The organism is Pseudomonas sp. NPDC096950, from assembly GCF_044762525.1.
Taxonomy (GTDB): domain Bacteria; phylum Pseudomonadota; class Gammaproteobacteria; order Pseudomonadales; family Pseudomonadaceae; genus Aquipseudomonas.
In genome coordinates, this window is sequence record NZ_JBIWEL010000034.1 from 16,769 (window position 1) to 39,759 (window position 22,991).

Annotated in this window: 27 protein-coding genes; all 27 read left to right on the forward strand. The window is 59.9% G+C overall.

All coding sequences use genetic code 11. The features are described from left to right. The first annotated feature begins 150 nt into the window (after window positions 1–150). The 27 genes from ACIQY3_RS31705 (at window position 151) to ACIQY3_RS31835 (ending at window position 22,944) form a co-directional block, all read left to right on the forward strand. Complete coding sequence (locus ACIQY3_RS31705; RefSeq protein WP_123597076.1) at window positions 151–885, forward strand: S24 family peptidase; 735 nt, start codon at window positions 151–153, stop codon at window positions 883–885. A 533-nt stretch (window positions 886–1,418) separates the two neighbouring features. Further along, a complete protein-coding gene (locus tag ACIQY3_RS31710) occupies window positions 1,419–1,841 on the forward strand; it encodes a tail fiber assembly protein (RefSeq protein WP_403027925.1) in 423 nt (140 codons plus the stop codon). Window positions 1,842–1,969: 128 nt separating this feature from the next. After that, on the forward strand, window positions 1,970–2,551 hold the full coding sequence (locus ACIQY3_RS31715; protein ID WP_403027928.1) for a DUF642 domain-containing protein: 582 nt from the start codon (window positions 1,970–1,972) through the stop codon (window positions 2,549–2,551). 81 nt (window positions 2,552–2,632) lie between these two features. Next, entirely contained in the window at window positions 2,633–2,983 is a 351-nt protein-coding gene (locus ACIQY3_RS31720; protein ID WP_403027931.1) for a phage holin family protein, read from the forward strand. A gap of 22 nt (window positions 2,984–3,005) precedes the next feature. Then, complete coding sequence (locus ACIQY3_RS31725) at window positions 3,006–3,518, forward strand: hypothetical protein (protein ID WP_403027932.1); 513 nt, start codon at window positions 3,006–3,008, stop codon at window positions 3,516–3,518. 3 nt (window positions 3,519–3,521) lie between these two features. Continuing rightward, a complete protein-coding gene (locus ACIQY3_RS31730; RefSeq protein WP_403027935.1) occupies window positions 3,522–4,133 on the forward strand; it encodes a phage baseplate assembly protein V in 612 nt (203 codons plus the stop codon). 10 nt (window positions 4,134–4,143) lie between these two features. Further along, window positions 4,144–4,476: a phage baseplate protein gene (locus tag ACIQY3_RS31735; RefSeq protein ID WP_123511936.1), complete on the forward strand. Its 333-nt coding sequence runs from the start codon at window positions 4,144–4,146 to the stop codon at window positions 4,474–4,476. Further along, window positions 4,473–5,468, forward strand: coding sequence for a baseplate J/gp47 family protein (locus ACIQY3_RS31740; RefSeq protein ID WP_403027939.1), 996 nt, complete (start codon window positions 4,473–4,475; stop codon window positions 5,466–5,468). Before ACIQY3_RS31735 ends, ACIQY3_RS31740 begins: the two co-directional genes overlap by 4 nt. Then, on the forward strand, window positions 5,465–6,100 hold the full coding sequence (locus tag ACIQY3_RS31745) for a phage tail protein I (protein ID WP_403027941.1): 636 nt from the start codon (window positions 5,465–5,467) through the stop codon (window positions 6,098–6,100). Before ACIQY3_RS31740 ends, ACIQY3_RS31745 begins: the two co-directional genes overlap by 4 nt. Beyond that, the gene (locus ACIQY3_RS31750) at window positions 6,101–8,074 is read left to right on the forward strand and encodes a phage tail protein (RefSeq protein WP_403027943.1); all 1,974 of its coding nucleotides are present in this window, start codon (window positions 6,101–6,103) and stop codon (window positions 8,072–8,074) included. It begins immediately after the preceding gene. A 9-nt stretch (window positions 8,075–8,083) separates the two neighbouring features. Next, window positions 8,084–8,698 carry a phage tail assembly chaperone gene (locus tag ACIQY3_RS31755; RefSeq protein ID WP_403027948.1) on the forward strand — a complete coding sequence of 205 codons (615 nt, stop codon included), beginning with the start codon at window positions 8,084–8,086 and terminating at the stop codon, window positions 8,696–8,698. A gap of 98 nt (window positions 8,699–8,796) precedes the next feature. After that, window positions 8,797–8,982 (forward strand): hypothetical protein, encoded by a 186-nt coding sequence (locus ACIQY3_RS31760; protein WP_403027952.1) that lies wholly within the window; start codon window positions 8,797–8,799, stop codon window positions 8,980–8,982. A gap of 2 nt (window positions 8,983–8,984) precedes the next feature. Next, on the forward strand, window positions 8,985–10,151 hold the full coding sequence (locus ACIQY3_RS31765; RefSeq protein WP_403027955.1) for a phage tail protein: 1,167 nt from the start codon (window positions 8,985–8,987) through the stop codon (window positions 10,149–10,151). Then, complete coding sequence (locus ACIQY3_RS31770) at window positions 10,151–10,657, forward strand: phage major tail tube protein (protein WP_403027957.1); 507 nt, start codon at window positions 10,151–10,153, stop codon at window positions 10,655–10,657. Before ACIQY3_RS31765 ends, ACIQY3_RS31770 begins: the two co-directional genes overlap by 1 nt. A 188-nt stretch (window positions 10,658–10,845) precedes the next feature. Next, complete coding sequence (locus ACIQY3_RS31775; protein WP_403027960.1) at window positions 10,846–11,427, forward strand: phage tail assembly protein; 582 nt, start codon at window positions 10,846–10,848, stop codon at window positions 11,425–11,427. A gap of 128 nt (window positions 11,428–11,555) precedes the next feature. Then, entirely contained in the window at window positions 11,556–13,721 is a 2,166-nt protein-coding gene (locus ACIQY3_RS31780) for a phage tail tape measure protein (RefSeq protein ID WP_403027962.1), read from the forward strand. Next, a complete protein-coding gene (locus tag ACIQY3_RS31785) occupies window positions 13,721–14,104 on the forward strand; it encodes a phage tail protein (protein ID WP_403027965.1) in 384 nt (127 codons plus the stop codon). Before ACIQY3_RS31780 ends, ACIQY3_RS31785 begins: the two co-directional genes overlap by 1 nt. Continuing rightward, window positions 14,097–14,309, forward strand: coding sequence for a tail protein X (locus tag ACIQY3_RS31790; RefSeq protein WP_403027968.1), 213 nt, complete (start codon window positions 14,097–14,099; stop codon window positions 14,307–14,309). The genes ACIQY3_RS31785 and ACIQY3_RS31790 overlap by 8 nt, the downstream gene beginning before the upstream one ends. 9 nt (window positions 14,310–14,318) lie before the next feature. Further along, window positions 14,319–15,347, forward strand: coding sequence for a phage late control D family protein (locus ACIQY3_RS31795; RefSeq protein ID WP_403027971.1), 1,029 nt, complete (start codon window positions 14,319–14,321; stop codon window positions 15,345–15,347). A gap of 293 nt (window positions 15,348–15,640) precedes the next feature. Then, window positions 15,641–16,225: a hypothetical protein gene (locus tag ACIQY3_RS31800; RefSeq protein ID WP_403027974.1), complete on the forward strand. Its 585-nt coding sequence runs from the start codon at window positions 15,641–15,643 to the stop codon at window positions 16,223–16,225. Next, a complete protein-coding gene (locus ACIQY3_RS31805; RefSeq protein ID WP_007907211.1) occupies window positions 16,222–16,404 on the forward strand; it encodes a DUF2635 domain-containing protein in 183 nt (60 codons plus the stop codon). Before ACIQY3_RS31800 ends, ACIQY3_RS31805 begins: the two co-directional genes overlap by 4 nt. Next, window positions 16,404–17,900 (forward strand): phage tail sheath subtilisin-like domain-containing protein, encoded by a 1,497-nt coding sequence (locus ACIQY3_RS31810; RefSeq protein ID WP_403027977.1) that lies wholly within the window; start codon window positions 16,404–16,406, stop codon window positions 17,898–17,900. Before ACIQY3_RS31805 ends, ACIQY3_RS31810 begins: the two co-directional genes overlap by 1 nt. A 66-nt stretch (window positions 17,901–17,966) precedes the next feature. Next, complete coding sequence (locus tag ACIQY3_RS31815) at window positions 17,967–18,314, forward strand: phage tail tube protein (protein WP_123511965.1); 348 nt, start codon at window positions 17,967–17,969, stop codon at window positions 18,312–18,314. Then, window positions 18,311–18,607 carry a phage tail assembly protein gene (locus ACIQY3_RS31820; RefSeq protein WP_054047093.1) on the forward strand — a complete coding sequence of 99 codons (297 nt, stop codon included), beginning with the start codon at window positions 18,311–18,313 and terminating at the stop codon, window positions 18,605–18,607. The genes ACIQY3_RS31815 and ACIQY3_RS31820 overlap by 4 nt, the downstream gene beginning before the upstream one ends. A 130-nt stretch (window positions 18,608–18,737) precedes the next feature. Beyond that, window positions 18,738–20,666, forward strand: coding sequence for a phage tail protein (locus tag ACIQY3_RS31825; RefSeq protein WP_403027980.1), 1,929 nt, complete (start codon window positions 18,738–18,740; stop codon window positions 20,664–20,666). Further along, window positions 20,653–21,891, forward strand: a complete 1,239-nt coding sequence (locus ACIQY3_RS31830; RefSeq protein WP_403027983.1) for a DNA circularization protein — start codon at window positions 20,653–20,655, stop codon at window positions 21,889–21,891. Before ACIQY3_RS31825 ends, ACIQY3_RS31830 begins: the two co-directional genes overlap by 14 nt. A 3-nt stretch (window positions 21,892–21,894) precedes the next feature. Next, a complete protein-coding gene (locus ACIQY3_RS31835; protein WP_403027986.1) occupies window positions 21,895–22,944 on the forward strand; it encodes a phage baseplate assembly protein in 1,050 nt (349 codons plus the stop codon). Window positions 22,945–22,991 lie beyond the last annotated feature (47 nt).

Sequence of the window (22,991 nt, forward strand, 5' to 3'; positions counted from 1 at the left end):
TTTCCGCGATGGGCGCAAGGTTAACATGAGCGGTCTGCCGGACGCAGGCATGAAAGACCTGTGACTCATTCGGCTTTTATTTACGTTTTATGCGCTATCTATGCAATTCTGCATTTGTTTTCCGCAAAAAGATCAAGCACTATTCGCGTTATGCAAAAACGCAATGTTTCTTCAGTCTTAAGAGCGCTGCTCGATCAGCACGGGATCTCCCCCACGGAGCTTCACCGTCGCACCGGCGTGCCTCAATCCACACTCTCGCGCATTCTCAGCGGGAAGATCGTCGATCCTTCGGATAAACACATTTCGAAGATCGCCGAGTACTTCGCCGTGAGCACCGATCAGTTGCGCGGGCGCGCGGATGTTGCGCCGGCCGCGGGTGCGGGGCGCGAGCCCATACATTCCGAACTCAAGGATATAAGCTTGTGGGACGACGATACCCCTGTCGATGACGACGAGGTGTCGGTCCCCTTTCTTCGCGAGGTTGAATTGGCTGCTGGATCAGGAAGATTCGTCATCGAAGAAAGCGAGCGTTCCAGCTTGCGCTTCGGCAAGCGCAGTCTGCGTCACAACGGCGTGCAGTTCGACCAGGCCAAGTGCGTGACGGTACGCGGCAACAGCATGTTGCCGGTGCTGCGCGACGGCGCCACTGTCGGCGTGAATGCCGGTAAATGCGGGATTGGCGACATCGTCGACGGCGACCTGTACGCGATCAACCATAACGGCCAATTGCGGGTGAAACAGCTTTATCGCCTGCCGACCGGTATCCGCCTGCGCAGCTTCAATCGCGATGAGCACCCGGACGAGGACTACACCTTCCAGGAAATCCAGGAAGAGCAGATCGTCATCCTCGGTCACGTCTTCTGGTGGGGCATGTACGCCCGCTAACCTCTTCTCCGTCAGATAAAAACCCGCCACCCGGCGGGTTTTTTTTCGCCTGTGCAAAAACCACCAACGCCTTTGCCTGTGGGGCTTTCATGCGTCAGTGCAAAACAAATGCATAAATAAATGCATTTACGCATTGACTGTATATGCATCCATGCATATTCTTTGTCTCAAGCCGCTCAACAAAGCGGCTCGAAACGAAGCTCTTTAGTTCCACCACAAAGGCAGCGATGAACCGGCCTCAACGGTTCAGAGGGTTGGCAACTGACCCGGGTGTGCAGCGTAAAGCACCAGAAGCAGTTATCCGGCGGGCAGGGACCGCGGTCGGAAAAACAATTTGAATGGACTCGTACCGCGCCAGTAGCGCCGAAAAGTCAGCTTCCTTTTTTGCACACAGGATCAAAGGAAGGCGAAGGACCGCATTACTGAAAAGCCCGGCACGCGCCGGGCTTTTTGGAATGCCTACCTGAACCATTCCGGAAGAGATGCTGCAGTGAGCCAGCATCCGCCATAAACCCAATGTGAGGAGTAAGAAAATGAACCGATATGCATTTGTCAACCTGTCGGGCAGGCCGAGCGTTTTCAAGGTAGTGGAGACCGATCAAGGTGTTCCCGATATCGATCCCAATGGCCCTTGGGGTGTCTGGGTCGACATTACGGGGAACACTGATGTTCAAGAGGGTTGGCATGCCGACCTCATCAACGATGTCTGGACGTTCACCCCGCTGACAGAACAAGAAGCACTCGATAAGGCACGCGGTCGGATGCAGGAGCTGCTGGAGAAAGCAGGCCGGTGGCTGATGTTCAATCCCTTGCAATACAAAGCAGACATTGGCGTTGCCAGCACGGCTGAGCAAACCCTGTTGGTGGCGTTCAAGGAGTACTGCATCGCGGTGAGCGAAGTCATCAACCAATCCGGTTATCCGCGAACGATCAATTGGCCGGTTGCGCCCTTCTGAACCGGTAAACGGTTAAATCCGCTGCGAAGGACTGCATTACTGAAAAGCCCGTCTAAAAACGGGCCTTTTGGAATGCCTACCTACCGTCAGGCATATCAAGCCAATCATTCAACTCAATAGGTGAACTCATGGACGTCTTCAAAAAATACATTAACCGGTTCTTGCTTTCCGTTGCGCTGCTCGGCGCCGGAGGCAACGCTTTTGCCGCCAACCTTTTGGTCAACGGCAGCTTTGAACAACCCGGCTGCAGCGGTAGCTGCATTCTGGATACCACAGCGAAAACCAACTTCATCACGGGCTGGACGACGTTTCTGTCCGGTGCCGAGTATTTCAATATGCCCGCCTCGATTGGCGGCTCGGTAGCAGCCGATGGCGTGGTGATTGTCGACCTGGCCAACTACGTCTACGGCAACGGCGGCGGCATTCAGCAGAACTTTGCCACCACGGTCGGCGCCAAGTACCGATTGACCTTTAGCGCAGGCAACTCGCGATACGCCAGTCGCTCCGGCGACGGTGTCATCCAGGTGAAAGTGGCCGGGCAAACCGCTTCCTTCAACACCCCGGTCGCCAAAGGCGTCGCGGTCGAGTGGAGCACCATCACCTACGACTTTACCGCCACCACAGCGCAAACAACGTTGGCGTTTTTCAACGAACAGAACCCGTACAACAACTTCGCCTTTATCGACAACGTGATCGTTGAACGCCTTTAAAGCCGTATCGCCTGACATCACCAGGGCTGCGTCCACAACCCGCAGCCCGATCCTTCATCAATCACCCCCGGGAGGCGTGACATGACAAACGAGCAACAAGCGTTGCTGGACATGCCGATCTGGCTTGTCATCGTCCTTGCCCTGGTGGGCGGGGTGTCCGGCGAAATGTGGCGCGCCGACAAGGAAGGCGCCCGAGGCTGGGCGCTGTTGCGGCGCCTGGCGTTGCGCTCCGGGGCCTGCGTGATCTGTGGAGTCTCCGCGATCATGTTGCTGTACGCCGCCGGCGTTTCGATCTGGACCGCATGTGCGTTTGGCTGCCTCACGGCGATGGCTGGAGCGGACGTGGCCATCGGGCTGTATGAGCGCTGGGCGGCGAAGCGGATCGGCGTCTGTGACGTCCCGGCCCGCGATTCCCAAACGGATCAACCCTAAACGAAGGCACAGGAGGCCATGAATGCCCGTTGTCATCGAAAACCCTTCGCAACTGGTGACCGCCATTGCCGATGCGTTGCACATCGCCATGCCCGGCGTGAAGGTCGGCAGTCCTCAAGACTTTGACAGCACCAGCCATTCGACCTGGGTGCTGATTGCGATCGACCACGATGCGCCGGGCCTGCGCGCCAATAACGGACGCATCGCGCATGTCCTGACGATTTCGTTGCAGATCATATTGCCGACACCGGGGCCGGAAGTGTGCGACCTGGTCAGCGAGTTGAAAAACCTCGTCACCGACAATCGCTGGAAACTGCCGGCCGATCAATGCGACCTGCCGCAGGACATCGATGGCCTCCCAGCCATCTCCGTCAGCGGTACTCGGGATTACAAAGCCTGGACCGTTTCATTCACCCAGACGCTGTACCTCGGCCCATTGCTGCTGGAGGACCCGACGGGCATCCCGAAATTCGCCCGCACCTGGGAGGTGTCGAACATCGACGACCCGGATCAATACACCGCACTCGAGGACTAGCCCATGTTTGACGCGCTGCTACGGATGCAACTGGGTCCGATCATCGAGCGACTGGCGCAAATGGAGACTGAGCTTGAAGACCTGTATCGGCGCGCCGACAGCTTTTGTCGGCTCGGCGTGTGTGAGGAAGTCGATGCCGCCAGCAATACCTGCAAGGTCCGTCACGGCGAGTTGCTGACCCCGGCCATCCGCTTTTTCAACCCGAGTGCCGGGGCCCAGAGCGAGTCGCGAATCCCCTCCATCGGCGAGCAATGCCTGCTGCTGAACCATGGCGGCGGCGAGGGCGGCAGCCAGTCGGTCGCGATGTTCGGCCTTAACGGTGACCGGTTTCCTCCGGCCTCGACACTGGCTTCGCTGACCCGTCGCCTCTATCAGGACGGCACGGAAAGCGGCTACGACGATGCCAGCCATGTCCTGCACTGGAACAACGGCCCGGCAGCTTTCACCGGTTCTCGCGAATCGCTTGAGCTGAGTATCGGCCCGGCCCGATTGGCGATGACACCCCAGGCAATCACCTTGCAACTGGGTGCGGTCGGTTTGCTGATCGACGCTGGCGGTGTGCACCTGAGCGGCCCGGTGGTGGATCACCAGGGGCGTGTCATCAGCCCCAAATAAAAGGTTTCCCATGATCGGAATCGATAGAAATACCGGAGCCACTGTCGACGACTGGCTGCAGTTTGTGCAGCGCGCAACCCGCGCACTGACCACTCCGTTGGGCACCCGTCAGAAGCGTCCTCTGTATGGCAGCACACTCCCTGAATTGCTGGGGCAGAACCTCGGTGATGACGTGCTGATCCTGGCCCAGAGCCATGCGGCGCAGGCGTTCTACAACAAGCAGAACGGCATCGACGATTTTGAGCCGCAGGTCATCGTGGCCAGCCGGCAGGGCGCGGGGTTGTTGCTGCGCTTCGCCGGCACCTGGAAAAACCGTCAACAGACCTTCGAGGTGGTGACATGAGCATGTTGATCCCCGGCCAAAACCAGTTGGCCGAGCCGGCCATCGTCACCGTCGAAGCGTTTGAGGACCTGCTCGCAGAGTTCAAGACCTTTGTCGTTGAGTACGTCGGTGCCCGCTCTCCCGAGAGCGCGGCGAAGCTGAAAGTCAGTCTGGAAAATGAAAGCGAACTGCTGACCCTGGCCCTCGAGGCCTTTTGTGTGCGGGTGCAAACTCACGAGCGCAAATACAACGCCCGGATCAAGCAGATGCTGGCGTGGTGGGCCTCCGGCAGCAACCTCGATGCACGCCTGGCGGACATGGGGCTTGAGCGTCAGTTGCTGGACCCGGGCGACCCGGCGGCATTCCCGCCCATCCCTGCGGTTTTTGAAAGCGACGACGATGCTCGGTTGCGTTATTACCTGGCGCCCCATGCCCCGGCAGCGGGGTCGCGGATGCAGTATCGCCGTGAGGTGTTCACCCTGGGCGAACGGCCGGCGGTGAAGGTCGAAACCGCGGCGGCGGGTGTGGTGACGGTCACTTACACCTTCGACCCGGACGGCTTTGCCGCACAGGTCAAGGATGGTAATGGACGGCGTACGGCTCCCGGAGAAGTGATGGTCACCGTGCTGGCCCGAGAGGGCGATGGCACGCCGTCCGCTGCGCTGCTTACCGGTGTTCGCCAACACTTTGCCCGGCCAGATGTGCGGCCGGAAACGGACCTGGTCACGGTGCAGGGCGCGCAAATCAAGACTTACAAAATCCGTGTCGTGGCGAAGATCAACGCCGGTCCCGATTCGGGGCTGACCAAGGTCGCCGCGCAACAGCAGTTGCAAGCGTATGCCGATTCTTGTCATCGCCTCGAAGGGCGGGTTGACCCGAGCTGGATCGACTACACGCTGCACAGCGCCGGCGCGGTTCAATTGCAAATCCTTGAACCGCTGGCGCCGATTGTGACCACGGCGTTCCAGGCCCCCTATTGCACGGGCGTCGAGGTCGAGGTGGACACGTTATGAGTGATGACACACCTCACCCGAGCCTGTTGCCGGCCAACAGTTCGCCGCTGGAAAGGGCGCTTGATATTGGTTTTTGCCGATTGCTTGAACGCATCACGCCGCCGTTTCCGGAGTTGATGAATCCCACCGAAACACCGTTGGCGTTCCTGCCGTACCTCGGCGCGGATCGTGGGGTCAGCGAGTGGAGCTCCGAAGCGCCCGAAGCTGAAAAGCGTTTAACGGTCGAACTTGCCTGGCCCACCGCACGCCAGGCCGGCACTCGAAAGGCGCTGGAAAACGCCGCCAAAGGTTTGCAGTTGCAACCCGAGGTGCGCGCCTGGTACGAGCAATCGCCGCCCGGCCAGCCCTACAGTTTTTCCGTCCGGGCCTTTACCGAACAGCCTTACAGCGAAGCAATCGATGCGCGCCTCGATCGACGCCTGGCGGACGCCAAGAGCGAGCGAGACACCTTAAAGGTCTCCGTCGGCCTGAGTGCCTTCGGCAATCACGTCATCGCCGCCACCACCGTGTGCGGCGAGTTGACCACGGTTTATCCGATTGTCATCGAAGGGCTCGAAGCCTCGGGCCAGGTCTTTATGGCGGCCGGGCTCTACGCCGTCGAAACCTCCACTATTTATCCTCAGGGGTCCTAAATGGCCGACTATTACACCCTGCTTACCAACGCGGGGATCGCCTACGAAACTGCCTGCAAAGCGGCGGGCCTGCCGATCAAATTGTCTCAACTGTCCGTTGGTGATGGCGGTGGTGCGGTTTACAACCCGGCGGCAACCGACACCGCACTCAAGCGTGAAGTCTGGCGCGGGCCGCTTAATGCACTGTTCCAGGATGAGAAAAATCCGAGCTGGTTGCTGGCTGAAGTGACCATCCCGCCGGAGGTTGGCGGCTGGTATGTGCGCGAGGCTGGGATCTGGACCGATACCGGCATTCTCTATGCCATCGTCAAATACCCGGAGTCGTTCAAACCGGTGTTGGCAACGTCGGGGTCGGGCAAAGAGTTTTACATCCGCTCGATTTTCGAAACCAGTAATGCGTCCTTGGTGACGTTGCTGATTGACGACACCGTGGTTAAAGCGACCCGTGCGTGGGTGACTTCCTATGTCGCTGACGAACTCGCCAAACTCGACAGCAAGCAATCGGTGCGTGTGGCGACGACCGCCAACATCTCGCTCGCCGGGCCTCAAACAATCGATGGCGTGGCAGTAGTTGCGGGTGATCGTGTTCTGGTTAAAAACCAGACGGCCGCGAAAGATAACGGCCTCTATGTGGCGGCGGTTGCTGCCTGGGTTCGAGCGAAAGACGCGGATGTCAGTGCCGAGGTGACGTCGGGCCTGATCGTCTCCGTAGAGCAGGGCGCGACGCTGGCCGACACACGCTGGCAGTTGATCACGGATGTAGCAATTGTCCTGGGCACCACAGCGCTGACATTCCAGAACGTGACGCAGGGTTTTGCGCCGCTCAATGCGCCTGCATTGGTCAGCCCTACGGCGAATACACCAGCGCAGTTCGATAACTCGCAACTGCTGGTCAATTCGGCGTTTCTGAAACGGGCGGGAGTTGAGTACGGGGACTATACGACCTACGCGGCGTCTACTGCATTGACCCTCGCGGACATCGGTAAATGGGCGGCCTTTTCTACTGCTGGCGCGGCTGTCGCTACCTTGCCGGTCGGAGGTGGCGTTATTTCGCGCGGTGCCACAATTTCCATTCTGTGTGGGATGGGAACGCTCAGGATCACGGCAGGGGCTGGTGAGCTGATTGATGCGGTTAACGCTCCGGGTGATATCTCAATTGCTCAGGGTGACACTGCCGAGTTTATTCGCATTGGCAACTTGTGGCGGTTAATCGGTGGGTCAGCGTTGCTGAAATATGCCGGTGTCATGTCTGGGCCTAACTGGACGACGCCTCCACGGTTTGATAACACCAAGAAGCTTGCGACGACTGAGTGGGCCAGGTCGAGAGGGTTTGAACTGGGAGGTTTCTATCCATTCACCACCGCATTAACCGGTATCGCGGCCCATATTGGCAGCTTGGTTCACGCCTACGGTAATGGTCCAGCTTCCTACAGTATTCCCGACTCGGTGGCGAACGGCGTACTGCCAGGTAGCACTATCCGCCTGCAGAACTGGTCAATCGCGAACATGGTCCTGGTCACTCAGGGCGCGGACAAGATGCAGGAAAGTCTCGCCATATTGAATACTGCCACCAGCCGTTCCATTCCGCCGGATACTTATGTGGACATCACCTACATTGGCGACGGTAACTGGCTTTTGCTGGGTACCGGCGTCGTTGGCAGGACGTTACCGTTTGGTGCTCTGATGTCAGCGAACGGCTACCAAAGGCTGCCGAGTGGAATGATTATTCAATGGGGTTCTTCTGGAGGAACGGCAGGCAGTGTTCCGATAACTTTCCCAGTTGCATTCCCCAATAAAATCGTCTGGCTTGGTACTCAGGACAGCAATGGTTCGCCGTCCTTAACGTTTTGGTCTTATACGCTATCGGGCCTTGCGGGGTTTACGGCCTACAACATTGCCTCCATCACAAAGGGGTCAACAACGGTGAACGCACCAACTGGTTCCGCCTGCCTTTGGATTGCTCACGGTTATTAAGGAGAGAAAATGTTCTATTCCGCACAAACTGGCGGCTTCTATGATGCCGAGCTTCATGGTGCGCGCCTGACCATGATTCAGAACCCGGCTTGGATCAGGCCAACGAGGGATATCATCCTACAGCCGGGGGAGTCGATGCTGGTCGGCGATGAGCTCATGACGAACACTGGTGAAGAACCGGTGACGCTGAAAAATGTACTCGATATGGGTGCAAGCCCAGACATGCTTGAGGTGGCTAACCTGAGCTGTTTAATCCCCTTGGATGCGGTAGAAATCACGACAGAGCATCGTAACGAACTATTGGCAGGGCAATCGCTGGGAAGGGTGATTGCTCCTGATGACAGCGGCTACCCGATTTTGATTGATCCGCCGCCTGTGTCTGCAGTCGAGCAAGCACGTGTGGAGCGAGCTTGGCGCGATGCCCAGCTCGCGCCTACTGACGGTATGGTCTCCCGGCACCGCGATGAGCTGGAGGCGGGCATTGCGACCTCCCTCACGACCGAGCAATACGCCGAGCTGCAAGCCTACCGGCGCGAGCTGCGCGACTGGCCACAAGGGGCGGCGTTTCCCCTGGCGGATCACCGTCCCGTTGCACCCATCTGGCTGTCTGGCCAGCTCCAATAAACGCCCCGCACCGCCGGGGCGTTTTCTTATCCGCTACATCCCAACACCACCCGAAAGCCCCAATCGAATGGGGCTTTTTCGTCTCTGGAGAAACACAAATGGCAGAACGCCAAACCTACACCGTGCTCGTGCCGTTCCCTGTCGGGCGCGGCCACTGGTCCACCGCTGGCCAGGAACTCGACCTGCTCGACGTCGAAGCCAACGCCCTGCTTAGCGCCGGTCGCCTGGCGCTGAAATCCACATCCACCCAGGCCGAACCGGCCGCTGCCAAGAAGGCTGAATAACCATGGCTGAGGTTTTGAACTTCGAGCATAACGGCATTACCGTCAATGCCACCGAATCCCCCGAGGCCATGGGTGGCCTGGGTGACAACGTGATTGGTCTGGTTGGCACCGCGCCTAAAGCCGATCCGCTGATTCCGCGTAACTCTCCGTTCCGCATCAATAGTTTCACCACTCAGGCGCTGCTCGATCCGACCGGCACCGAGTCGGGCACGCTGTATCAAGCGGTGTACCAGATCCTGAAAGTGGTGAAGGTGCCGGTCTACGTGGTCATCGTCGAAGAGGGCACCGCCCCGGCCGACACCATCAACAACGTGATCGGCGGCATCGAGCCAGTGACCGGTCGCAAACTCGGCCTGGCCGCACTGAGCGGTGTGCCGGAAGACCTGACCATCATCGGTGCGCCAGGCTTCACCGGCACCAAGGCGGTGGCCAGCGAATTCGCTTCGTTCGGCAAGCGCATCAAGGCCCGTGTAGTGCTCGACGGCAAGGACGCCGCGGTCGCTGATCAAGTGACTTACAGCCAGGAACTGGGCGGCGCCGACCTCGGTTTCGACCGTTGCCTGGTCGTGCACAACATGCCGGCCGTTTACTCCAAAGCGGCGAAGAAGAACGTGTTCCTCTCGCCTTCCAGTCTGGCAATTGCCGCACTGGCCAAGGTCAAGCAATGGGAAAGCCCGGGCAACCAGGTGACCTACGCCGAAGACGTTTCGCGGGTCGTGGAATACAACATCCTCGACACCTCCACCGAAGGCGATCTGCTCAACCGTTATGGCATCAGCTATTACGCCCGCACCGTCCTCGGCGGCTTCTCGCTGCTGGGTAACCGCTCGATCACCGGCAAGTTCATCAGCTACGTCGGCCTGGAAGATGCCATCAGCCGCAAATTGGTGAAAGCCGGCCAGAAAGCCATGGCCAAGAACCTGACCAAGTCGTTCATGGATCAGGAAGTCAAACGCATCAACGACTGGCTGCAAACCCTGGTCGCCGACGAAACCATCCCGGGCGGCAGCGTGTACCTGCACCCGGAATTGAACAGCGTCGAGAAGTACAAGAACGGCACCTGGTTCATCGTCATCGACTACGGCCGCTACGCACCGAACGAACACATGATTTACCAACTCAACGCCCGCGATGAAATCATCGAGCAGTTCCTGGAGGATGTTCTCTAATGTTTACCAACCGTGTAAGACAGGCCATCGCGGCCACCCTGCAAGGCCTGCCGTTGTCGGCGACTGTGGAAGATTTCACCCCGCCGAAGATTGAATTCGACATGGAAGAGATGCGCGGCGGGCGCTTTATCGGCGAGGAGATGGCCAAGAGCGGCAAAGTGCTCAATGCCACATTGACCCTGCAAGGCGCTGGTCCGGAAATCATGCTGGCGCTGGGTGTGAGCCTGGGCGATGACATTCTGCTGAACGTCCGTGAAGCCGGCCAGGATCAGGATGGCAACACTTGGTTCACCTACCACACCGTGGGCGGCAAGTTGAAATCCCTCGAAGAGGCCAAGTTGAAGATGGGTGATAAGCCCACCACCACGCTCGTGCTGTCCTGCCGCACCTACAACCGCCTCGAAAACGGCATCCCGGTGATCGACATCGACGTGCGCACCCAGAAGTTCATGCTCAACGGCGTCGACATCCTCGGCGATGCGCGCCGCGCCGTGCTGCTGCCTTAAACCCCGCAATACCCGCCAGTTAAACGCAATCCTTGTGGGAGCGGGCTTGCTCGCGAAAGCGACGGTACATCCAACATCAATGTATCTGACACACCGCTTTCGCGAGCAAGCCCGCTCCCACAGGTTGCACACCTCGACTGGCCTGCATCACGCAACACCTCCCCATGATCCACCAAGGAATTCATTTCATGTCCTGGACGCCTCCTGTTCACGTCTTGCTGGCGCCGATCACCGCCGACAATCAGGCGCAGATCGAGCAGATTCAGCTCAACCCCTTGTTCTACGCCGCGCAGAAAGAGGCCCTGGCCCGTGCCGGTGAGGATGAGGACGATCAGTTCTTCGAACTGGCGAAATTGGCCACCGGGTTGTCGGTCAAGGAACTCGACCAACTCAAACGCCCGGACTACGTGAGCATCGCCCAGTACGTGCACGAAATGTCGACCCGCCCGGCTGCTTACTTCCTGGAACAGGAAGGGCAGGGCGAGCAATCGGCAGACCCCGATCAAGTGCAACTGCTGCAACCGCTCAATGCCGGGGGCCGCAGCATGACCGCGCTGACCCTGGAAATGCCGGTGCTGCGCGCCACCAAGGCGATGAAAAAACTGAAAACCGCCAAGGAACGCGCCGAGTTCATCACCGCCCATTGCACCGGGCTGATGATTCCCGATCTGGACCTGCTGACCGTGCCCGACTGGACACAGCTTCAGGTACGCATCGACGATTTTTTAAACAAACCGGCGGACTTCTTTCGGAGCGCGACATCGAAGTAATCCTCGATGTGGTGCCGCTCATTTACCCGGTAAGTGAAGCGGAAATTCTGGAATGGGACGCCGGCAAGGCCTTGCGCCGCTACGACATCGCGATCACTCGCCTTGGCGTGAAACAGGAGTAGAGCGGGATGGCGGACGATAGATATTCGCTCAAATACGCAGCCCCCGACGACAGTGGGTTGGCGTTCGGTAATACCAGCCTGGTCGCCGCCGGCACGAGCGTTGTGTCAGCACAAGGCACGGGCACGTCCGCCAGGGATCAATTGCCTGGCCTCGGTCTTGCGCTGGAAAACGTCGGGCTCAAACTCGCGCTGCTGACGACGGCGATTGAGTCGTTGACCTTGAAACTTTCGTCACAACGTTTGCTGTCCCAAACGATGGGAGCCGGTGCCAAGAGTGAGCCGGCTAGCGAGAAGAGTGCGGGCAGCGCGGGTAACAAAATCGAACCGCCTGACCTGCTCAAACCTGCAATAGAGATGGACTCGGCCATGGCCGATCTGAAGCAGGCCGCTCAGTTGACCCCGCGCCAGAGCGCAGAGATGGCTCAGTCAACCCAGTACATCGCCAGCGCTCCGCTGGTGGCGGCCGGGGGGACTAAAGCGGTTGATCTGGTGAAGATCGAAAGCCTGGCGGCCAAGGCCGGGATCGTTAGCGATTTGCCCAACGCTTCGGACCGTCAGTTTGAGCTGCTGCGCTTCGCCAGTGACGCTGGCGTCACCGCGTCGGCATTCAAAATGCCGGCCCTTGATGTCGGCGAGATGATGGTCGCCTGGCGGACCTCCATGAAGCTCAGTGGCGCACAGGCTTTTGATCTGGCGGACGCTACCAACCACCTGAGCAAAATACCGGGTGGTGCGAAAGCGGCTGATATCGGAGCCGTCTTGCAGAGTGACGGTGCTGCCACCGCCGCCGCGGGCCTGGCCCCGGCACAAGCAGCAGCGCTGACGGCGGCATTGTTGACCACGGGTACGCAAAAGTCCGACGCTGGCACTGCGCTCAATAGCATCACCACCGCCATGGCCAAGGGTGATCAGGTTTCGGCAACCGAACGAGCGGCCTGGCAACAGTTGAAGCTTGATCCTGTCGAGGTGGCTGGCCTTCTACGCCAGGAGGACAAGGCACCCGGCGCGATCATGTCGGTGCTTGCAGCGTTGAACGCACAACCTGCCGAACAACGCGCGACGCTGGCCACCACTTTGTTCGCCAACGGGGACGCAGCGGCGGTGCGTATGTCGCGCAATCTGCCTGACGTCAACCAAGCGTTCTGGCAGGTCTCCGATAATCGCCAGTACGCCACGTCGCAGCTGGGTGACAAGGGCTCGGTGAAGCAAGACGCACTCATACAATCGAAGACCCAACAGGGTCAGTGGAATGTCTGGAATGCGCGTAATGATCGTCTGTCGGTGGCCACCGGGAATGCGCTGGCACCCACAGCTGCCAGTGCGCTGAGTACCGCAGGCTCGTTGACGGAAAATCTCAGTGAGTTGGCCGAAACCCACCCGAAAATCACGGCGGCTGTCGTTATTGTCACCGCCACCCTCAAGCCGCTGGTGAGTGCGCTGTTCAAAGCCATCACGGATGAGGTGAGCAGTCAGGCAGCCAAGGGCGTGTTGGGTAAGGTGGCCCCTCGGCTGCCTGGCAGTTTGGGGAAATTGATCTCCGAAGACTTCAGAAAAACCGGTGGCTCGCCCAAACCGGATCTCAAGCTCGCGAATGCCGCCGCGGCTGATGTAGAGCTGGGTCCCATGCGAGGCCTGAGGACTTCAATGAGCCCCTTTAGACGCTTGATACCTGCAGCGACCGCGGTAGCTGTCGCCCCCATGGTGGTAGAAGGCGCGATGAACGGTGACGCCCGGATGGTTGGCACTGGCCTGGGCACTGCTGGCGGCGCTTGGGCAGGTGCTGAAATGGGTGCCGTCATGGGCGGCACGGCGGGCGCCTTTCTCGGTCCTTTCGGCGCCGCCGTTGGCGGGCTGGCCGGCGCGGCCATTGGCGGATTGGCAGGCAGCTGGATCGGTCAAGAAGCGGGTGCCTGGCTGGGTGAAAAACTCGGTACGCCCGCCGACAAACTTCCCGCTCCGGATCAGGCCGCGAAAGACCTGACCAATACCCAGACCACCAGTCAGCAAAATGCGCTGACCGCAAACATTTATATCAATGGCCAGGACCAAACCAGCGCGACCCAACTGGCCAACCTGGTGGTGCAACACATTTCCAGCCAATTCGGGCTGATGACAACGACCAATCAACTCGCCGTGCGACGTGACACGGCCCTGACCGACGGGGTGGCTTGATGAGGCAGCAAATGGCACTCGGCACCTTCATTTTTGGCCTGTCGAGCGACTTCGCCTACAGCGGTCTGGTGCGCAAGTCGGACGGCGGCTGGGTGAAGGTGGATATTTTGACCAGCAAGCCCAAGTCCAGCCAGACCGGCCAAGGCCTGCAAACCCTGACGATCAACGGCAAGGCGATGTACGCGGTGGCCATGGATCGGCTCGATGAGTTGCGCGCTTTGCAAGCACTGCGAGTACCACTGCCGCTGGTCGATGGCATTGGTCGCAACTGGGGGCTGTGGCGGATCGACGATGTGACTGAAACCCAGAGCGACGTGATCGATGACGGCACGGCGATGTTGATCAGTTGGTCGATTATCTTGGGAGAGTACGTCAATGCGTAAGGTCCGAACGATTGCCGGTGACTCGGTGAATCTGTTGCTCTACCGCGAAATTGAACGCTGCGACGACGGGGCCGAAGAAGCGCTGTGGCGCCTTAATCCGACGCTGGCCGAGCAAGGTCCGGTACTGCCGGCTGGCGTCTGGGTGGTGCTGCCGGAACTTGAATCCAGGCCCACAGCGAAAACGCCGGTTACGGCTTGGGATTAAGGAGGCTACATGGCCATCGGCTTCACACCGGCGATAGAAATCTACGGGGCCAATGCGACCCTGATCAATCAGCGCCTGATCAGTTGGGAGCACATCGATACCGCTGGTATCGAGTCTGATCAACTGACGTTGGTGCTCGATCTGGAAGGTCTTGAAGGGCTGCCGAGCCTGGGTGGGAAAATCGGCTTGCGCGTGGGGTATCTGGAATCCGGGCTGGTGGATAAAGGCCAGTTTGTGGTGGCCCGACGGACGCCGACGCTGTTCCCGTTCCGTGTGTCGCTGGTGGCGACCGCCGCGCCGTTCAGTGCGGCGGACGAGAGCGGATTCCAGCAGCGCCGCTCGGTCAGTCATGGCCCGACGACCCTTGGTGCGTTGTTTCGCGAACTGACGTCCAAATACGGTTTTTCGCCGAGGGTGGACCCGTCACTGTCGTTGATAAAGATCGCGCACATCGATCAGTCGAATGAAACCGACATGGGCTTTATCTCACGCTTGGCGACCAGGTACCGTGCCATCGCCAAACCCTTTAATGAGCTGTATGTGCTGGCGCGGCCGGGGCAGCTAAAATCGTTGTCGGGCAAGGTATTGGCGGACGTGAGACTGTCAGTCACCCACAACAATCGCCCCGGCGACCATGCGTTCATCACCGCGACCCTTGATGATTCCGCCCGAGCCAAGACTCAGGGCTGCCAGATCACTTGGTGTGACGCTGCAACCGGTTTGCTGCAGATGGTTGAAGCCGGGTTCGCACCGTTCAAGACCCTGCGCTTGAGCTGCCAGAACGCGGAAGAAGCGCAAGCGATCGGCGAAGGTGAAGTGCGCAAGATGGGCCGTGAAAAACTCAAGGTGAAAATCAGCTGTCCGGGCAATCCTGACTTCTCGGCCGAAGGGCTGGTCGTGCTGGACGACACCTGGCCGGACTTTATGCGCGGGCGTTGGTCGATCGACAAAGTCACCGCCAGCGGCGACCGCGCCACCAGCTATCGCTGCATGATCGACGCGACCTGCATCGATCCCGGTGCTGAAGCCATCGTCTGACCTAAACCAGTCGCCAGCACACAACCCCCCTGCGGGAGCGGGCTTGCTCGCGAAGACGCCAGCCCATCCAACACCGATGGCGCCTGGCCCACCGCTTTCGCGAGCAAGCCCACTCCCACATTTGCTCCGCGTCATGCGCAGCAGTTGAGCACAACCGAGATCCCCTGTGGGAGCGGGCTTGCTCGCGAAGACGGCGGCACATTCAACATTGATTCAGCCTGACCCACCGCTTTCGCGAGCAAGCCCGATCCCACAGGTTTCGACCGCACCTTTCATACAGATGGAGCGCCCTGATGAAGATCACTCCGATCCTCACGCAACTGCGTGACCAATGCCCAACCCTGGCCAATCGCATCGCGGCGGGCATCGACCTCACCACTTTGCAAGCCAACACCCCGCTTACCACGCCATGCGCCTACGTCGTCCCCCTCGCCGATGTGGCGAGTAAAAGTCTCGCGCAAAACCTGGCCCTGCAACCCATCCGCGACACCTTCGAAGTGACCCTGGTGCTCGACACCACGGACGCAACAAAAGCGCTGGATCTGTTGCATGACCTGCGCGCCGAATTGTGGCGCGCGCTGGTGGGTTTCAAGCCTGGGACTGCCTACAACGCCATCGAATACGACGGCGGTGAACTGCTTTCCATCAACGCCAGCCGCGCGTTGTATCGCCTGCGCTTTTTCGCCGAATTCCAGCTCGGCCGCAATCTGCCCAACCAACCGGCAGAGAGCTGGCACGAGCGTGAACTGGACGGTTTGTCGTCCTTTACCGGGGTCACCGTGCGGGTCGATGCCATCGATCCGGCGGACCCCAATTTGCAACGCCCAGGCCCCGACGGGCGCCTGGAAATGACTTTCTCTGGAGATGTAACCCCATGAGCAAACGCATCACCGTGCTGCCGGCCCCAGGCCGTGTCGTGCCGGACCCGGAAGCGGGCGATCTGTTGCCCCTCGAGGGCCGTGAAGTGCCGGACAACGCCTGGTGGCGTCGTCGTCTGGCTGATGGCGATATCACTACCAAAGCCGTGAAAGCGGCCAAACCACAGGGAGCCAAATAATGGCGATCGGATTCAGCAACATCCCCGCGGACATTCGTGTTCCTCTGTTCTACGCCGAGATGGACAATTCGGCGGCCAATAGCGCGTCGTCGGCCATGCGCCGTTTGATCGTCGCCCAGGTCAACGACAACATCGCGCCGGCCGACGTCGGCAAACTGGTGCTGGTGTCCAGCGTTGCGCTGGCCAAAAGCATTGGCGGCCAAGGTTCGATGCTCGCCTCGATGTACGAAACCTGGCGCAAGACCGACCCAATCGGCGAGATCTGGTGCCTGCCGCTGCACAACACCGAAGGCAGCATCGCCAAAGGCGTGCTGACCCTGACCGGCGCAGCAACCCAGAGCGGCGTGCTTAACCTGTACGTCGGCGGCGTTCGCGTTCAGGCAGCCATCGTCAGCGGTGCTACCGCGGCTCAAGCCGCCACGGCGCTGGCGTTGAAAATCAACGCGGCTGCGGATCTGCCGGTCAGCGCTGCTGCGGCCGAAGGCATCGTGACCCTGAGCGCCAAATGGACCGGCGACAGCGGCAACGACATCAGCCTGCAATTCAATCGCCTGGGCAAGAGCAACGGCGAAGAAACCCCGGCAGGCCTGACCGCGGCCGCCACTACCATGACCGGCGGCGCCGGTGTACCGGATCAAGTGGCTGCCGTGGCAGCGCTGGGTGATGAGCCGTTCGAGTTCATCTGCATGCCGTTCTCCGACCTGTCGACCCTCAACACCTGGCAAGCCGTCATGGATGACAGCACCGGTCGTTGGTCCTGGGCCAAGCAATTGTTCGGTCACGTCTACAGTGCCAAGCGCGGCACCATCGGTACTCTGGTCGCTGCAGGCCAGGCGCGCAACGATCAGCACATGACCATCCAGGCGCTGGAGCCGGGCGTACCGCAACCGTTCTGGGTCCAGGCCGCTGCACTGGCCGCGCGCACCTCGGTGTTCATCTCCGCCGACGCCAGCCGTCCGACTCAAAGCGGCAGCCTGCCAGGTCTCGACCCGGCGCCGGCCAGCGAACGCTTCACCCTGACCGAGCGTCAGTCGCTGCTCAACTACGGCATCGCCACCGCGTACTACGAAGGCGGCTACGTGCGCATTCAGCGTTCGATCACCACCTACCAGAAAAACGCCTACGGCCAGGCCGACAATTCGTATCTGGACAGCGAAACCATGCACCAGTCGGCGTTCATCGTGCGTCGTCTGCAAAGCGTGATCACCAGCAAATACGGGCGCCACAAACTGGCCTCCGACGGCACCCGTTTCGGCGCCGGCCAGCCGATTGTCACCCCGAGCACCATTCGCGGTGAGCTGATTGCCCAGTACGCCAAGCTCGAACTGGAAGGCCACGTGGAAAACGCCGAGCTGTTCGCCGAGCACCTGATTGTCGAGCGCGACGTGCAGGACCCGAGCCGCGTGAACGTGCTGTTCCCGCCGGATTACATCAACGGCCTGCGCGTGTTCGCACTGCTCAACCAATTCCGCCTGCAGTACGACGACGCCGCTTAAAAAACGCGTCTGACTGTGTGATTCAGCCCACCTCGCGTGGGCTTTTTATTTGAAGGGAGAAACACCATGGGTCAACTGATTGCGGGCACCTGCTACGTCAAAGTGGACGGCGCTCAACTGACTATCAATGGCGGCTGCGAAGCGCCACTGATGTCCACCAAACGCGAAACCGTCGTACCGGGTTTCTACAAGGAAACCGACATCGCGCCGTCGTTCAAAGTGACCGCGCTGCACACCCCGGACTTCCCGCTCAAGCAGCTGGTGGCTGGCGTCGACATGACCGTCACCTGCGAATTCAGCAACGGCAAAGTCTACGTGCTGGCCGGTGCCTACCTCGTTGATGAACCGGCGTCCAAGGGCGATGACGCCTCGATCTCGCTGGTGTTCAACGGCGTCAAGGGGACCTGGCAATGAGCGGCGCCGTGAAGCTTCAGGTTGCGATTGAAGCCCACGGCGAGCCTTTGACCGAACTCAACCTGCGCCGTCCGACGGTGCAGGAAGTGCGGGCAATCAAGGCGCTGCCGTACAAGATCGACAAGAGCGAAGAAGTCAGCCTGGACATGGACGTCGCGGCCAAATACATCGCGGTCTGCGCCGGTATTCCACCGTCGTCGGTCAACCAGTTGGACCTGGCTGACCTCAACGCGCTGAGCTGGGCTGTCGCGAGTTTTTTCATGAGTGCGGCGTCGGAGCCATCACCGACCTGATCGCAGTCGCCTATGACCTGGCCTGGTTCTGGAAGGTTGACCCCGAACAGATGATGGCCAGGCCACTGGATGTGCTCCGGGAATCCCTGGAGCACGCGCAACGGATCAATGCTATGCAGCAGGTGCAGTGATGGCAGACACAGAAACGGTAAAGAAATCGGTGCTGTTGACCGGTATCGATGAACTGTCACCCAAGCTGGCGGCCCTTGTTTCGAAGGTCGACAGCTTCAAGAAAAACCTCGAACAGGCCGGCCTCGGCAAGCTGGATATCAGCGGACTGTTCAAGGGCGGTAGCGTGATCACGCCGTTCGTGGAGGGGATCAAGGCGTCCGACGCGTTCAAGGGCAAATTGGCCGAGGTCAGTGAGTCGGCCAAGGCTGTCGATCTGCCGAGTGCGCCCGAAAGCGCCGCGCAAAGCATGAATATTTTCAGCCAGTCGATGGCCAAGGTATCGACCTCCATCGACGCCGCGTTGGCACCGGCAGTCGCCACCCTGGTGGTGAGTCTGGAGCCGTTGTTGACGGGAGTAGGGCGCTTTGTCGCCGACAACCCGAAACTGGTCGAGACGCTGGCGACGGCCGCCATCGCGTTCTCGGCGATGCAAACCGCGGTCACCGGGGCGACCCAGGTTTTTGATCTGATGGGCTCGGTGCTCAAGGTCAATCCGATCATGTTGATTGCCATGGGCGTAGCGCTGGCCGCCGGTTTGATCATTACCAACTGGACGCCGATTTCCGCGTTCTTCGTCAACCTGTGGGACGGCATCAAGAATGTCGCCGCGAAGGCAATGGCGGTGTTGAGCACAGTCTTCAACTGGACACCGCTCGGCCTGCTGATTGCTAATTGGGGACCGATTACCGGGTTCTTCTCCGGTATCTGGGATGGCATCAAAGCCATGACCACGACGGTGACGGGTTTCCTGAAAACGGCTTTTTCGTGGACGCCCTACGGAATGATCATCGACAACTGGGCCGGGTTGACCGGTCTGTTCTCGGCGATCTGGGAGTTGCTCAAGGCCCTGACGGTGCCGGTGATCGACTTCCTCAAAGGTGTGTTCGACTGGACTCCACTGGGCATGATCGTCAACAACTGGGGCGCCATCACCGGTTACTTCAGTTCGATCTGGACCACCCTGCAACTGGCGGCCCAAGTCATCAAGGACTTCTTCGGCACGTTGTTCGATTACTCGCCGCTGGGGATGATCATCACTAACTGGGGGGCCATCAGCGGTTTCTTCAGTTCGATCTGGGCCGCGCTGCAACCGGCGGCCCAGGCCATCAAGGATTTCTTCGGCACGTTGTTCGATTACTCGCCGCTGGGGATGATCATCAATAACTGGGGCGCCATCAGCGCGTTCTTCGATCCGCTGTGGGCCGCTTTGCAAAGCGCGGCGCAAGTGGTCAAGGATTTCTTCAGCAGCGTGTTCGAGTGGTCACCGATGGCGCAGATTGCGGCCAATTGGCAACCGATCGGCGAAGTGTTTTCGGCGTTGTGGGGTGTGGTGCAAGCATTGGCCGCGCCGACGCTGGAGTTCCTGCACGGGATGTTCGAATGGTCGCCGCTGGGGCAAATCATCAAGAACTGGGAACCGATCACCGAGTGGTTCAGCGGTCTGTGGAAAAAGCTCCAGGACGTCATCGCGCCGATCAAGGAATTGTTCGAAGGCGGGTTCGCGGGGGTGATCGCCAGCGTCACCGGCAAGGTCGAAGGTCTGGCCGAGGCGCAGAAGAAAACCAATGCCGAAGGCAAAGGTGAACTGGCGCCAGCGTTCTTTGGCGCCAGTACCGAACCGTCGTCGACGACAGACTTGGCGCCCGGCGACCTGGCGCAAAAACCGTCGATGTTGACGGGTTCCCTGACGCAAAACTCCAGCGCCCTGATCCAGCAAACCGCCGCCAACAACCGTACGCAACTCGAAGGCGGCCTGACCGTGCGCTTCGACAATGCGCCGGCCGGCTTGCGCACTGATCAACCGCAAACCAATCAGCCGGGGCTGGCGCTCAACTCGCGTATCGGCTACCGCTCACTTTCGCTTGGAGGTTCCAATGAGCTGGCGTGATCGTTTATTGCCGGCGTCCTTTCGAGGTGTCGGTTTCTGGGTCGACCAGGCGAAAACCCCGGTCGGTAAAAAGGGGCAGTTGCACGAGTACCCGCAGCGGGACTTGCCGTATTTCGAGAACCTTGGCCAGCAGGCGAAGATTCACGATCTGACGGCATTCATCGTCGGCCCCGATTGCCTGGAACAGCGCGACAAGCTGCTCCAGGCGCTGGAGCAGGGCAGCGGCGAACTGGTGCATCCGTGGCTGGGACGCTTGCAGGTCAAGGTCGGCGAATGCGACATGACCCACACCCGCCAGGACGGCGGGTTGGTGACGTTTACGCTGAAGTTTTACCCCGATGAACCGCTGCCGTTTCCGACGGCGACGGTCAGTACACAGAAAGTGTTGCTGGTATCGGCGGACAGTTTTTTAGGTTCGGCGGTGGCGCGTTTCGAAGACGCGATGACTTTGGTCAAGGCGGCGCGGATCGGCATTGCCGACCTGCGCAACAGCATCAAGGACATCTACGGGGTGATTCAGACTCAGCTGCAACCGCTGATCGATCAATACAAGCAGATCAGCGAGTTGGTCAAAGCGGTCAAGGAATTGCCCAAGGAAGTGGCGGCCGAATTCAAGGGATTGGTCGGCGACATCAAGGAACTCAAGGACTTCGCCCGTGACGGTTACCGTGGCGTGATTGCCAACGTCTCCCAACAGGTCGAAGCCATCCGCAAGGCTGACGCGCCGAAGATCACCACCGGCAAGGACACCACCGCCGCGGCCCAGGCCCTGGCCAATCTGGTGCAGGACACCTTGCTGGTGCAGGCCGCCCAATGGGTCGCGGCGATGCCGGTGGCGTCGAAAGTGGTCAAGTTGGGTACCACGCCGTCCCTCGAACAACAGGCCGAGCAACCGGTCCAGCGACAAGCCGTGCCGGTGGCCGATGATGTGCTGGCGTTGCGCGCGGCGCTGGATGAGGCGATCCAGCAAGCGTCGAACAAGGCTGATCCGGCGCACTATCAGGCAATGACGGACCTGCGGCATAAGCTCAATGCGCACCTGACGGCCGTTGCGTCGTCGGGTGTCAGGCTGGTCAGCAAGTCGTTCCAGGAAAGTTTTCCGGCCCTCGTCATCGCGTACAAGCAATTGGGCGACGCCACTCGGGTGGAGGAAGTGATCCAGCGTAACGGCATTGTTCATCCCGTTTTCTCTCCGCCGAATGACCTGAAACTTTCCGGGGAGTAAGCCATGAGTGATCTGGATAACAAAGTGACCCTGACCGTTGATGGCCTGGAGTATGGCGGCTGGAAAAGCGTGCAAATCACCGCGGACCTAGAGCGTCAGTTCCGCACCTTCAAGCTCGACGTTACCTGGCAATGGCCGGGGCAGACCACGGTGCGACGGATTCAGCCGGGGGCGCCGTGCGAGGTGCGCATCGGTAACGATCTGGTGCTCACCGGGTATGTGTTCAAGGCGCCGATCAGTTATGACGGGCGGCAAATCGGGCTGAGCATCGAAGGCAGTTCGAAAACCCAGGACTTGGTGGATTGCGCGGCGACCAACCGTCCCAACCAGTGGCATCAGCAATCGTTGCTGAGCATTGTCGAGGCGCTGGCGTCGTCCTATGGCGTCGCCGTGGTCAGTGAGATTCCGGAAACCGCCCGGCTCGGCAGTCACACCATCGTGCCGGGGGAAACGGTGTTCCAGTCCATCGACCGGTTGCTGACGCTGTTCCGGGTGTTTTCGACCGATGACGCCCAGGGCCGGGTAATCCTCGCTCGCCCGGGCAGCGGCGGACGTGCGAGCGATGTGCTGGAACTGGGCAAGAACATTCTTTCGGCCAGTGCGCCGATGGATTACAGCCAGGTGTTTTCTGAATATCGGGTGATCGGCCAACAGAAGGGCACTGACCAGAAGAGCGGGACGGCGGCCAGTGAGGTCGAGGCGGTATCCACCGACCTGGGCTTCAAACGCAAACGGGTCACGGTGATCAATGAAGGCATGCAGATCACGCCGGAACTGGCGCTGCAACGCGCCAACTGGGAAGCCGCCACCCGCGTCGGCAAGGCCTCGGCCACCAGTTACCAAGTGCAAGGCTGGCGCCAGGCCAACGGCGATTTGTGGCGCCACAACACGCTGGTCAGGGTCAAGGACCCGGTGCTGGAAGTGGATGGCGACATGCTGATTTCCAAAGTCACTTACTCGCTCTCAGCGCAAGGCTCCACCACCACCCTGCAAGTGGCCCCGCCACACACCTTCGACGCCAACCCGGCACCGCCCAAGAAAACGTCGGCCTGACACCGAAACCTGTGGGAGCGGGCTTGCTCGCGAAAGCGGTTAAGCAT